The organism is Bacillus sp. AFS029637, from assembly GCF_002584985.1.
Classification (GTDB): Bacteria; Bacillota; Bacilli; order Bacillales; family Bacillaceae_G; genus Bacillus_A.
On record NZ_NUPZ01000020.1, the window covers coordinates 107,097 to 119,569 of the forward strand.

Annotated in this window: 11 protein-coding genes, 1 pseudogene and 1 other annotated feature; of the genes and pseudogenes, 5 read left to right on the forward strand and 7 right to left on the reverse strand. The window is 36.8% G+C overall.

Translation table 11 applies throughout. The features are described from left to right. Positions 1-20: 20 nt before the first annotated feature. Positions 21-923, forward strand: a complete 903-nt coding sequence (locus COE49_RS09185) for an EamA family transporter (protein WP_098253508.1) — start codon at positions 21-23, stop codon at positions 921-923. A gap of 41 nt (positions 924-964) precedes the next feature. Here the strand turns inward: COE49_RS09185 and metG are convergent, their stop codons facing one another. Next, on the reverse strand, positions 965-2,599 hold the full coding sequence (metG, locus tag COE49_RS09190; protein WP_088232083.1) for a methionine--tRNA ligase: 1,635 nt from the start codon (positions 2,597-2,599) through the stop codon (positions 965-967). A gap of 50 nt (positions 2,600-2,649) precedes the next feature. Further along, positions 2,650-2,920, reverse strand: a binding site (T-box leader). 113 nt (positions 2,921-3,033) lie between these two features. On the opposite strand from metG, the gene COE49_RS09195 reads away from it, so the two are divergent. From COE49_RS09195 to COE49_RS09205, 3 genes and pseudogenes are all read left to right on the forward strand, one after another. After that, a complete protein-coding gene (locus COE49_RS09195) occupies positions 3,034-3,852 on the forward strand; it encodes a class I SAM-dependent methyltransferase (RefSeq protein WP_088232082.1) in 819 nt (272 codons plus the stop codon). Positions 3,853-4,337: 485 nt separating this feature from the next. Beyond that, a pseudogene (locus tag COE49_RS09200) lies at positions 4,338-4,580 on the forward strand (CHASE3 domain-containing protein); the annotation flags it as partial. A gap of 143 nt (positions 4,581-4,723) precedes the next feature. Beyond that, positions 4,724-5,041, forward strand: coding sequence for a metal-sulfur cluster assembly factor (locus COE49_RS09205; protein WP_088232081.1), 318 nt, complete (start codon positions 4,724-4,726; stop codon positions 5,039-5,041). Between the two features lie 121 nt (positions 5,042-5,162). On the opposite strand, the gene nprB is transcribed toward COE49_RS09205, so the two are convergent. The 6 genes from nprB to COE49_RS09235 all read right to left on the reverse strand — a co-directional run bounded on the left by nprB (position 5,163) and on the right by COE49_RS09235 (position 10,603). Continuing rightward, positions 5,163-6,812 carry a neutral protease NprB gene (gene nprB / locus COE49_RS09210; protein WP_140417444.1) on the reverse strand — a complete coding sequence of 550 codons (1,650 nt, stop codon included), beginning with the start codon at positions 6,810-6,812 and terminating at the stop codon, positions 5,163-5,165. A 155-nt stretch (positions 6,813-6,967) separates the two neighbouring features. Beyond that, complete coding sequence (locus COE49_RS09215; RefSeq protein WP_098253506.1) at positions 6,968-7,666, reverse strand: pirin family protein; 699 nt, start codon at positions 7,664-7,666, stop codon at positions 6,968-6,970. Positions 7,667-7,716: 50 nt separating this feature from the next. Further along, positions 7,717-8,127, reverse strand: coding sequence for a MarR family winged helix-turn-helix transcriptional regulator (locus COE49_RS09220; RefSeq protein WP_098253505.1), 411 nt, complete (start codon positions 8,125-8,127; stop codon positions 7,717-7,719). A 112-nt stretch (positions 8,128-8,239) separates the two neighbouring features. Continuing rightward, positions 8,240-8,674, reverse strand: coding sequence for a DUF3920 family protein (locus COE49_RS09225; RefSeq protein ID WP_088232078.1), 435 nt, complete (start codon positions 8,672-8,674; stop codon positions 8,240-8,242). A 231-nt stretch (positions 8,675-8,905) separates the two neighbouring features. Beyond that, positions 8,906-10,105 carry a cation:proton antiporter gene (locus tag COE49_RS09230; RefSeq protein WP_088232077.1) on the reverse strand — a complete coding sequence of 400 codons (1,200 nt, stop codon included), beginning with the start codon at positions 10,103-10,105 and terminating at the stop codon, positions 8,906-8,908. Continuing rightward, positions 10,106-10,603, reverse strand: coding sequence for a cation:proton antiporter regulatory subunit (locus COE49_RS09235; protein ID WP_088232076.1), 498 nt, complete (start codon positions 10,601-10,603; stop codon positions 10,106-10,108). A 412-nt stretch (positions 10,604-11,015) separates the two neighbouring features. Here COE49_RS09235 and COE49_RS09245 point away from each other — a divergent pair, with 412 nt between their 5' ends. After that, the gene (locus tag COE49_RS09245; RefSeq protein ID WP_088232075.1) at positions 11,016-12,449 is read left to right on the forward strand and encodes an alanine/glycine:cation symporter family protein; all 1,434 of its coding nucleotides are present in this window, start codon (positions 11,016-11,018) and stop codon (positions 12,447-12,449) included. The last annotated feature ends 24 nt before the right edge of the window (positions 12,450-12,473 follow it).

The window sequence follows — 12,473 nt, forward strand, 5'->3', positions numbered from 1 at the left end:
TATTTATAAGGAGGATTTTTATGGAGAAGTTTAAGTATTCATTACTCGTTTTATTCGGCGCTTGTAGCTACGGCGTACTTTCAACTATTTTCAAACTTGGATTCATTGATGGCTTTTCAGCACAGCAACTATTAGGAGGACAATATGTCTTCGGATGGATTGGACTACTTTTACTCGTTCTTTTCTTTTCACGTCATACAGTAACAAAAAAGCAATTCTTTTCCTTACTAACAGTCGGAACAACGATGAGTATGACTGGGATTTTCTATGCTATTTCTGTAGAAGAACTACCAGCATCTATCGCTGTCGTCCTACTCTTCCAGTTCACTTGGATTGGTGTAGTTATCGAAGCAATTGCAAATCGAACATTTCCAAGCCGTGAGAAAGTTATATCTATCATTATTTTATTTACTGGTACATTGTTTGCAGGTGGTATCTTTGACGGCCTCGAACAAAATTTTTCTACAAAAGGGATTATCTTTGGACTATTAGCCGCTGTCTCTTTTTCATTCTATGTTTTTGCAAGTGGGCGCGTCGCTACAGATGTTCCGCCTTATACGAAAAGCTTTCTTATGACAACAAGCGCTACTCTGATCGTATGCCTATTCTTCCCGCCAACCTTTTTAACAGATGGTGCCCTACAAGCTGGTCTATGGAAATATGCGTTCTTCCTTGGATTGTTCGGTGTTGTTGTACCTGTCATTTGTTTTTCCATCGGTGTACCGAAAGTTGGAACAGGGCTTGGCACAATATTAGGAGCAGCTGAATTACCAACGGCCATTATCGCTTCTATTACACTTGTACATGAAGTCGTAACGTTCATGCAGTGGATTGGGATTATTTTTATATTGATTGGGATTTTCACTCCTCAGCTGCTTACAGCTAAAAAAAGAAAGAAACATAGTAGTGTGCATAGCGCATGACAAAAGACCTTTCATTTATTTGAAAGGTCTTTTTCTACATTTCACTTTACCGCTCCATGCAGCTTCTCTACCTCACGCTCAATTTGTTTTACATCGATTCGTTCAAATAATGGCTGCACGCTATCAATTCTATCCGGCAACGTATGTTGAGGTTCCCAATTTCGTTTTACAATCGACAATGTGTTTCGAACTCTTTCACTTGAAAATGGTAAAAATGGCTCAAGGAGATTTGCAAAATTAGCGATAAGATAAACACAATTATAAATGGTTTCTTCACATGAAGCTGGATCATCTTCCCTTTGTTTCCAAGGCTGCCTCTCATCAAAGTATTTATTTGCAAAACGTACTGCCTCAAATATTGTCTCTAACGCCACCTTGAATTTTGTTTGCTCAATCGCCTCTCCTACATTTTTATATAATCCTTCTACTTTATCTTTCAGCTCTACATTGATAGTTCCCTTCGGCACAATGCCACCATAATATTTTTCAACAAACTTTAATGTCCGGTTCACGAAGTTTCCATACGCCCCTAACAATTCACTATTATGGCTGTAAATGAATTCGCGCCATGAAAAGTCAGTGTCACGATTTTCTGGTGCATTGACTGTCAAAAAGTAACGAATAGAATCTGGATCGTATCGTTCCAATATGTCAGGTATCCATACTGCCCAGTTTTTACTTGTCGATAACTTTCTTTTTTCTACTGTTAAATATTCATTCGAAACGATATGGTGCGGGATTGCTTCCTCACCTATTCCGAGTAATACCGCTGGCCAAATGATGGAGTGAAATGGAATATTATCCTTCCCATGTACATAATATGTTTTTGCATCTCTATCCCAAAACTCTCGATCATCTTTTCCTGTTTCTTCAGCCCAATGTTTACTCGCTGAATAATAACCTGTCACTGCTTCAATCCATACGTAAACTTTCTTACCTTCATATCCTTCTACTGGAATTGGAACCCCGATTGGTAAATCTCGTGACACGGCTCTATCTTGTAACCCTTCCTTTACATATCTTTCTGTTAGCTGAATGGCATTGTCACGCCATGTTCCGTTTTGTTTTGCGATTTCTACAGCTCCTTTAATTTGCTCCTGAAATGTATGCAATGCGAAATAGAAATGCTCTGTTTCCTGTACAGATGGCGTACTACCACATAACTTACATTTCTTTTCTAACAAATCGAGTGGATCTAAAATGGCTGAACAAGCATCACATTGATCTCCTCTTGCTGCTTCATGACAATGAGGACAAATTCCTTCTACGTAACGATCTGGTAAAAACTGCGTACACGTTTCGCAATATGCTTGTTCCACTGTTTTTTTATGAATATGGCCTTCCTCTAATAAACGTAAAAAAACTTTTTGAACTGTTTCATGATGGTGCTCGCTATCTGTACGTGTATAACAATCATACGTAAAACCGAGATTCTGAAAACATCGCTGGAATTCTTCATGATACTTATCAGCAATTTCTTTCGCCGTTACACCTTCTTGTTTTGCCCGAATTGCAATTGGTGTTCCATTACAATCACTTCCTGAAACATACAACACATTCTCGCCTTTTGCCCTATAATAACGTGCTAAAATATCTCCAGGTAACAAACTAGCAATATGTCCAAGGTGTAACGAACCATTTGCATACGGCCAAGCGCCTCCAATAAAAGTACTCATCTTACACTCCTCCTTTACAATATAAAAAGCCCCACCCCTATCTTAAAAAAGATAAGGGCGGGGCTGTATAAACAGTCGCGGTACCACCTTATTTCGCCAATCACTCACATAATTAGCCTTAACAAGTACGGAGCTCTATGCTCTTATACTGTGGTTTTGATAACGAGTACCAACTCTCGTCGCCGCCTACTATTATCATGTGATAAGTTCAGGACGCAGCTCAAAGGCCATTGTTCAAATGAATATTCTTGCTTCTTCTCAGCTACCGAAGCTCTCTGGAAAGAATGTTTTCATCCTACTTTTCCTTTTCAACGCTTTTACGTATAACACGTATTTTACGACTAAATAACAGAAAAATCAAATTATATTTCAAAAAAACAGGAAATTCCCTCCACCCACCGAATACCTATACGTTCACGAAAGGAGTGATACTATTGAATCAAAAACAACTAAGCGCTATAAATGAAAAGAGCTGGAATGCAGCTGCTTATGAAGCTTGGACAAATCGCCACGGTGCACCAGCTGATTATGCTAAAAAGCTCATGGAAGATCCCGTGCGCGAAGTAGATCACTATTTACCTTACATACAATCTCCAAAAGGAAAACGTATTATTAATTTACTCGGGTCAAAAGGCAATAAAGCCGTTGCTCTCGCTCTCTTAGGAGCTGACGTAACGGTTGTTGATATTTCAGCAAGTAATGCAAAATATGCAAATGAGCTCGCAGAAGCTGCAGGTATCTCTATCCAGTATGTCGTTTCTGATATATTAAATGCGCAGCTCTCCGAATCATTTGATATCGTATTACTAGAACTTGGTGTACTTCATTACTTTCTAGATTTAAAACCGCTCTTTCAAAAAATTGCTACTTTACTAAAAAGAAATGGAACACTTATCCTTCGCGATTATCATCCAATGTATACAAAACTGCTAGGAGTAGACCACCCATCATTTCGGGCCAATGGAAATTATTTCGATGAAGAATTAATTGAAGATGATGTTGCTTACAGCATCCTTCTTACAGAAGCGCAGAAAGAATCGTTACCGAAAACAACCATCCGTCGCTGGACGCTAGGAGAAATTATTACAACACTTGCGGAAGAACATTTTAAAATTGAAAAACTAGTTGAAGAACACGGGTCTCATCAAAAGTGGGTATTCCCTTCTACTGCACCCGAAGGAATTGAAGAACGCGTGCCCGGTCTATATACATTAATTGCGACAGCATGCAAAAAAGGATCCCTTCACGGATAGGATCCTTTTTGCATGCTGTCGCATATAAGTTGAGGTTGGAGATTACCATAATTCTGTAGAATAGGACACAAGATATTTCAACATTTTGTCTCTGACTTACGTCGTCAAAAAGGGGTATGACCAACATAACGAAGAGTAATGTCTTTAGTTGATACTGATAATCGTTATCAACTAATTAGAAGTATACATGATGTTATTTCAAATTACAATAGCATTTTTAATATTTATTTATCAATCTCCAAATATACAAATATATACATTTCAAGAACAATTCCCCCTATCAATCTGTCACCTTTCACCCGCTTGAGGAAAGAGACCTTTTTCGGATAATGCGTTAAAATATATCTTTCTCTCTCCAATTCTGTCTGCTATAATGCCTAAAGGAAAGAAGAAAGCTTTATTCCAACTGGAGTAAAGCTTTCTTTTGATTTTACATCTATTAATTATAATACTAAGATTTTAAAAAAGGAGGATTTTTTTATCACATGAATTTTTTCAGTATTAGAAAAAAACTTATGTTCATGATGGGAACGATTTGTGCTTTATTCGGCATCGTCTTAACTTTCATTTTATACTTCGCCATCGATCAGTCACATAAAGCTGAAGCATTACAACAAGAAATTTCACCTCTTGCAACTGAATTAAAAGAGCGCGGGGACGCTTATCAAGTACAGCTTTCTACTTTAAGAGGTTATTTACTACAACATGATAAAGTCGAATTAGACCAACTCGTATCTCATTTTAAAACCGAATAGCTGGTCAAAAAATACCCCTCCTCCAAAAGGGATATTTTTGAGCTCATTTCCTGCACATTATACACAATTCCGTTATAATGAGAATCGATATCATTAATATATAGGAGGTACTCCTTATGTCACAAGAGGCATTTGAAAATAAATTATTTGCAAACTTAGAAGCTGTTATTGACCCTGAACTAGGGGTTGATATCGTCAATCTTGGATTAGTTTATGATGTTACCGCAGATGAAAATAATAATGCTGTCATTACGATGACAATGACTTCCATCGGTTGTCCAATGGCTGGTCAAATCATAGCAGACGTTAAAAAAGTATTAGCAACGAATGTACCTGAAGTAAATGAAATAGAAGTAAATGTCGTTTGGAATCCACCGTGGTCTAAAGAACGCATGTCACGTATGGCGAAAATCGCATTAGGTATTCGTGACTAAATAAAGTGAAACTTTAATCAGTCAGGGGTGTTCATCCCCCACTGATTATTAGCCTTCACCAATCGGGCGTTTGCCGGATAAAGAAAAGACCTGACGGCATAAGTCAGGTCTTTTTCTCTTATTATTTTACGCCTACAGCGTCATAAGCTTTCGTTACAGCTTGTACAGCTTTAGAGTTTTTACCATATAAATCTTCTGCTGACTGAATTGCTGCCTGGCGCATCATTTTGAAATCAGAGTTTGCAGTTAAATATTTAGTAAGAGCACGGTAGTAAATTTTCTCTGTTGCTTCACGACCCACCCCAGTTACTTTCACATTGTAATGTGTGCCGCCCTCTGATACTAAATACGCAGCTTTATTGTTAATACTACTGTTAATATGAACGCCGCCATTATCAGCTGTTCCAGTATAGCGTTTATTGTAATGATCTGGGTAGCCTTCACTTGGTTTTAATGGGTTTGGAATAGATGCTGGATCTTTCAGAGAACGAAGTGCATCACCAGGTTTGCCAGGTGTATAAATGTCTGCACCTAAATCCCAGCTCTTCTTCTCAACCATAACACCCATAATATCAGATAACGATTCATTTAACGCACCTGATTCATTTTTATAAACAAGATTTGCTGTATGTTCAGTTACAGCATGTGTTAATTCGTGACCGATAACATCAAGTCCAGCAGATAACGGAATGAAAGTCTTTCCATCTCCATCACCATACATCATTTGTATACCATTCCAAGCTGCGTTATTCCAAGATTCCCCTACGTGAACAGTAGAAATAAGTTTCGCACCTTTATCATCGAAAGAGTTACGGTTAAATGTCTTTTTGTAGTAATCATATACTTTTCCTGCATTCACATGCGCATCAACTGCCGCTTTATCTTCGAAGAACTTAGATTTACTTTCAACTTCTTCTCCTGTATATCCAAGCCATTGTGAGAATAAATTAAACCAGTTTTCATCCATATTCTCTGCATCAAATGTATGGACACCTTGTCCTCGTTTCCCATCAAATAAGTTGAATGCTCCTGTCTTCTCATCTTGAGCAATTTCAAATGATTGTCTAGCGCCTAATACTCCATAGCCAAATCCTGTAATGTTATCTACAGCGTTATATTTCTCAATCACATTTCCATTTGTTGCATCTACAAAGTAGTGCCAATAGCCTGGAGCTGGTTTTGAAATCGATGCCTTAACTAAGTAAGCAAGATAGTAATTTCCATCTTTTTCATACACAAATAAATCTTTTTTCACACCATCATAATTCTTTACTTGACCAATCTCTTTCTCTATATCTGCCTTTGCAATTGTTTCTGCTTGCTCCGCACTAATACTTGCAAAGGTAGGAATATTTTTATCCTCTAAATTCGGAATAACTTGTCCGAAGAATGCCTTTACATTATTCTCTTTATCTAGCGTAACAGTTTGGTCTGAACCATACACAGGAATGTTATTATGTTTCTCAACTAACTTCACATGTGTCGTGCCAGATTCAGCATCCTTCTCTTCCCCAACAACATTGAAATGTTTATCAATGTTTCCTGCTAGTTTAAACATATCTTTTTTACTTTCTAAATATTGAAAGACCGTTTCTTTTTTATCTAGGCCTTCCGGTGCTTTCCATTCTTCACCTATGTATGCAGGTGTTTTAAACTCTTGATGATATTGAATTTTTTGTTCTTCTGCTTTCGTTGTCGTTGCTCCAAATGTTCCAAATCCCCCGGCGATAACAGTTAACGCTAATGCTGATGAAATGACTTGCTTTTTCACTATAACATTCCCCATTCCCATAAAGATTTTTGACACTTTTATACAATTCTCGTTTTTCCAGTTAATACCTCTCCCTGAAATTTGAGAAAGTGTTTTCTGACAATTCCAATCAAAAAAGAGGCTTCCCTATCGGGAGCCTCTTTTCCATAAACGTGTTATTGTTTTTTCAATTCAATTGCTAAATAGTGTGATTGCTCTTTCGCTTCAATATGAATATCTTCTTCAATCGCTTCTGCCGCATCACGCATAACAAGTGCTTCACCATTTATTACACTACTTCCTTCAATTTGCACAACATACAATTGACGGCCTTCTTTCACAGGAAAATGAATTTCTTTTCCAGCCTCTAATGATAAAGAGTATACATTCGCATCTTGGTGAATTTGAATTGGTGCATCTCCTTCTAATGGCGATACCATGTGAAACCATTCATTTTCACGCTTGCTCCAATCAAATTTAAACTCACCATAGTTTGGTTTATGATCCGCACGATCTGGTAGAATCCAAATTTGTAATAAACGTAGTGTTTCATTTCCTAAATTATGTTCACTATGGAATACACCTGTACCAGCACTCATATATTGAACATGTCCGCGTTCAATTGTTCCGCGGTTTCCCATGCTATCCTCATGTGTTAAAGCACCATCTACAACGTACGAAATAATCTCCATATCGCGGTGTGGATGCATATCAAAACCAGTTTGCGTTGCTACTAAATCATCATTAATAACACGTAACGCTCCAAAATTCATGTTATTTGGATTATAGTAATTAGCAAAGGAAAAATGAAAATGTGTATTTAACCAACCGTGATTTGCTCTACCCATATTTTTATGATCAACTTTTCTAAACATATCCTTCACCTCATGTTATCTCGAAATCGAGATTTTTTTTAATATTTTTCTCACTGTAATTTTTTTAGTAATTGTAATAATTGATGTTGTTCTTCTTTATTTAAATTTTGAAACTGCTCCGCTTGGAACGTTTCTTGAGGCGACACGATTTCTCCATATAAAGCTCGTCCCTTTTCTGTTAGCGAAATATATTTCGTAGTACCTTCTTGTTCACGATGAATCCACTCCAGCTGCTCCATTTTATTTAAAAGCTGCGTGACATTTCCTTTCGTAACAAATAGCTTATTTCCAAGCTCTTGTTGCGTTAAACGATCGTGTCCTCCAATTTGAGCTAACACATCAAATTGAGCGGCAGATACATTCCATTCTTTCAAATGCTGATTCGTCTCACGAATACTCTTGTTATAAAAACGTGATAAACGAAACCATAACAGTAGCCCTAGTCTATCTTCTGTTTTCATTTCATCACCTCGCTCGTTTCATATCGTTAGTTTAGAACTAAACTTTATAAAAGTCAAACACTTATTTTTAGTAAGCAACAAAGAAAGCACAGCGCTACTTCTCCACTATGCTTTACATCAACTTTCTATTTTTATATTCATCTAATTTCCTCTCCGCGAATGCCCTCGCATCTTTCTCAATCCATCGCTCTTCATACCGTTCATTTTCCACTTGCAATACATCTCTCTCATGCTGCATCGCATGCCTGAATTCATGCAGTAACGTTTTGAGTACTTGTTCATACTCTTCCCACATACAAACGAAAATTAACTGTTTTTCTTTATGATAAAAGCCACCTACTTGAAATAGAAACTCTTCTTCTTCTTCCCCTAATGATAGAAGTACATCGTTTGCATCACACGTATCACAAAAAATAACTGGCGTTTTACATGCTTCAATAAGAGAAAACAAATCCTCTCTTAACTTTTTGACATCCCAAGGAAGCTCCGAATCCAACACATACCAATTCTCTGCCTGTTGATATACATTTTGAAACTGGAGTTCCATTTTTCTATAATCCCCTTTCCAAACTCCCTTTTCCTATATGTATGCCACAATATGTAAAATATTAAACATATCCTTCTCTAACAAATAACAACCAATTATTAATTTCTCACAAAAAAGGAATCTATTTAACTATAGATTCCTTTACGATAATGCTCTATATAAAGGGAAACTTTCATCAGTGGGTTTTATTCATCCCCCGCTGATTATTAGCCCACACCAATTGTTAAAAATTTATCTAGTCTTCATATCCCACTTAAAGATTTTATTTAAAAATTTATATACATTCTTTGACTCTTTCGTAAGAAGAGGTCCTAAGATCGATAATATAAGCACGTATAATGCTGAGAATGGTTTCAAGACTGACATTAAACCACCGGCAATACCGATATTGGCCATAATAATGGAGAATTCTCCTCTTGAAACGATTGTTAATCCAATATTTGTTGACGCCTTATGAGATAATCCAGCTTGTCGCCCTGCAATCATCCCTGCTACAAAGTTACCGATTATCGTAAGAAGGACAGCACCTAACGTTAACCATATCGCCCCGCCTAATGAAAACGGATCGATACTTAATCCGAAACTGAAGAAGAAAATTGCTCCGAAGAAATCTCTAAATGGAACAACAAGATGTTCAATTCGATCACTATGCTCTGTCTCAGAGAAAACTAACCCTAAAAGAAGTGCTCCGATTGCTTCTGCAACGTGAATAGTTTCTGAAAAACCAGCAATGAAGAATAAGGAAGCAAATACTACGATAATAAAGATTTCATCCGAACTAATATTGAGCAATTTATTTAATAACGGCGTAGCTTTTCTAGCCACAATAAAGAATAGAAGCATATATCCTAAAGCAATTCCAATTGAAGTAATGGCACCTAAGAAAGAAGCGTGATCCCCAAGTACTAAGCCAGAAACGACTGATAAATATACAGCAAGGAATATATCTTCAAACATAATAATTCCTAAAATTAACTCGGTTTCATTATTACCAGTTCTTCTTAAATCCACTAATACTTTTGCAACGATAGCACTAGAAGAAATCGTAATAATACCCGCAATAATTAAGATTTCTAGCAAAGGGAATCCCATTATAAATCCGTATAATAATCCAAGTGAAAAATTAATTAAAATATAAATCGTTCCGCCAATCGCAATAGAACGCCCCGATTTAATTAGTTTTTTCATCGAAAATTCTAATCCTAGGTAAAAAAGAAGAAACAAAACGCCAATCCGTCCGAGGAAGGAAATTACACTTTCACTCTCTATAAACCTGAGATCGATCACACCTAGTACCGGAGCGTGTGGCCCCACTAACATACCAAGAACAATTAAAAAAGGAATTACTGAGAATTTAAACTTTCCGGCAATTACTGCCGCAATTGCTACTAAAACTAAAGCTGTACCAACTTCAAAAATTAACGTATCCATCTAGTCAGTCCCCCTATTCGAAAGCAATTCGTTAATTATTTTTTTAATTTCTTCTCTCTCACCCGAAACTACAAGCATATCTCCTTCTTCAATTACTGTTTCTGGTCCTGGATTAAATAGCTTTTTCATGTTCTTCTTCATAACAGCTATGATCGTTACGCTATATGTTTTTCTTATTTCAAGATCTCCAATTGTTTTTCCGATTGCTGGAGCTGCATTCTCCACTTTGAACCACTCAATCGCTAAACCTTCAAAGACCATCTCAACCGTTTCTAATGCCCGAGGCTTATATACCATCCCGCCTAATATTGCTGCAATTTGTCTTGCCTCTGAGTCACGTAGTGAAATACTTGAAATACTCTCTTCATGGTCTGAATCAAAATGATACATTTCTCTACGTCCATCATCATGAATCACAATCACCATTTTTTCATTACCTTTCGTAACAACTTGAAACTTATAACCAATACCCGGAAGTTCACTTTCTCTAATATTCATGCTTAACTCCTCCTCAATAGTTTTTCGTTAGAATTTTCTGTTTTTCTGTCTTTTGTTCATCCAATCCATTATAGAAATTCTAGCCCTTCGGCATATCTGTCACTTGGAAATCTTTTATCGTAATAATAGGTGGCTCCTAAACAAATACTTGAAGATGTAAAGTAAAAAATAAATTACTCCTCATTTTCAAACTTTCAAGACTTACTTTCAACAGAGACTCTTCTTTCACTTTATCCCTTCTTTCTCACTTGAAATTTTGTTTTTTAAAATGTGAATAATTCTAAAAATAATTATTATGTAACTTAATCATAACATATAATACTTTTAAGTAACATAATTTTTTAGAAAAATTGATTCCAGTATATTTTTTGCATATAATTTTCTTATTACGAAAAAAAAGGAAGTGTATTATATGGTTGATATCTTTAGCAGATTCCTTGAGGTAACGAATAATATTTTATGGTCATATATTCTTATTGCAATGCTAATCGGCTTCGGTCTTTATTTCTCTTTTAAATTAAAATTTGTCCAAATTACTCATTTCGGTGAGATGGTCAGTTTAATTAGTAAAGGGTTTAATCGAAAAGAAAAGAAAAAAGATAGCATCTCCCCGTTCCAAGCATTTTGCTTAAGTGCAGCAGCACGCATCGGTATCGGAAACTTAGCTGGTGTTGCTTTAGCAATTTCTATGGGCGGACCTGGCGCAATATTTTGGATGTGGTTTATCGCAATTATTGGAGCAGCTACTAGTTTTGTAGAATGTACACTTGCGCAAATCTATAAAGTAAAAGATGGAAGCAGGTTCCGTGGTGGCCCAGCATATTACATGGAAAAAGGATTAAACAAGCGCTGGATGGGTGTTTGGTTCTCCCTCCTTATTACAGTTACGTACGGATTAATTTTCAATTCGGTGCAAGCAAATACAGTAACAATTGCGTTTGAAAACGCATTTGGACTAGAGCGAACGATAGTAGGAGCTCTATTAGCCGTATTAGTTGCGGTTATTATTTTTGGCGGTATTAAAAGCATTTCACGTATTACAGAAATGATTGTTCCTCCAATGGCAATCGTTTATATTGGTGTGGCTGTTTTTGTCGTTATTAAAAACTTTAATATGTTACCAAGCATTTTTATGGAAATATTTAATGGCGCATTCGGTTTAGAACAAGCCATCGCTGGTGGTATCGGTGCAGCAATCAAGTTCGGAATTCAGCGCGGTCTATTCGCAACAGAAGCAGGTATGGGTAGCTCTCCTAACGCAGCGGCAACATCAGATGTATCTCACCCTGCAAAACAAGGACTCGTTCAAGCATTAGGTGTATTCGTAGATACATTCTTAGTATGTACATCAACAGCATTTATCGTATTGTGCTCTGGACTTTACAAAGGATCAAACTTACAAGGAATTGAATTAACACAACAGGCACTAAGTTCACAAATCGGATCGTGGGCAAGCACTTTCTTAGCGATTATTATTTTCCTATTCGCTTTCAGTTCCTTACTAGGAAACTACTATTATGGTGAAACAAATATCGCATTCATTAAAGAAAGCAAAACATGGTTAATGATCTATCGCGTTGCAGTTGTCGGAATGGTATTCTTCGGATCAATCGCTGCCCTTCAAACTGTTTGGAGCTTAGCTGATTTATTCATGGGACTAATGGTATTCACAAACTTAATTGCCATCTCATTCCTTAGCAAATTCGCCTACGCTGCATTAGTAGACTATTTGAAACAAAAGAAACAAGGCAAAGACCCTGTCTTTGTTGCAAGTTCTATCCCTGGCTTACAAAATACAGAGTGTTGGGATGGACAGGATGTAGAAGAGCGTAAACAAGCTGTATAACAATTAAAAGCGGAAGCGGCTTGC

Coding starts and splice junctions, on each gene's coding strand:
- COE49_RS09185 (WP_098253508.1), top strand. CDS start 21: ATGGAGAAGTTTAAGTATTCATTACTCGTTTTATTCGGCGCTTGTAGC.
- metG (WP_088232083.1), bottom strand. CDS start 2,599: ATGAGTACTTTTATTGGAGGCGCTTGGCCGTATGCAAATGGTTCGTTA.
- COE49_RS09205 (WP_088232081.1), top strand. CDS start 4,724: ATGTCACAAGAGGCATTTGAAAATAAATTATTTGCAAACTTAGAAGCT.
- COE49_RS09215 (WP_098253506.1), bottom strand. CDS start 7,666: ATGTTTAGAAAAGTTGATCATAAAAATATGGGTAGAGCAAATCACGGT.
- COE49_RS09220 (WP_098253505.1), bottom strand. CDS start 8,127: ATGAAAACAGAAGATAGACTAGGGCTACTGTTATGGTTTCGTTTATCA.
- COE49_RS09225 (WP_088232078.1), bottom strand. CDS start 8,674: ATGGAACTCCAGTTTCAAAATGTATATCAACAGGCAGAGAATTGGTAT.
- COE49_RS09230 (WP_088232077.1), bottom strand. CDS start 10,105: ATGGATACGTTAATTTTTGAAGTTGGTACAGCTTTAGTTTTAGTAGCA.
- COE49_RS09235 (WP_088232076.1), bottom strand. CDS start 10,603: ATGAATATTAGAGAAAGTGAACTTCCGGGTATTGGTTATAAGTTTCAA.
- COE49_RS09245 (WP_088232075.1), top strand. CDS start 11,016: ATGGTTGATATCTTTAGCAGATTCCTTGAGGTAACGAATAATATTTTA.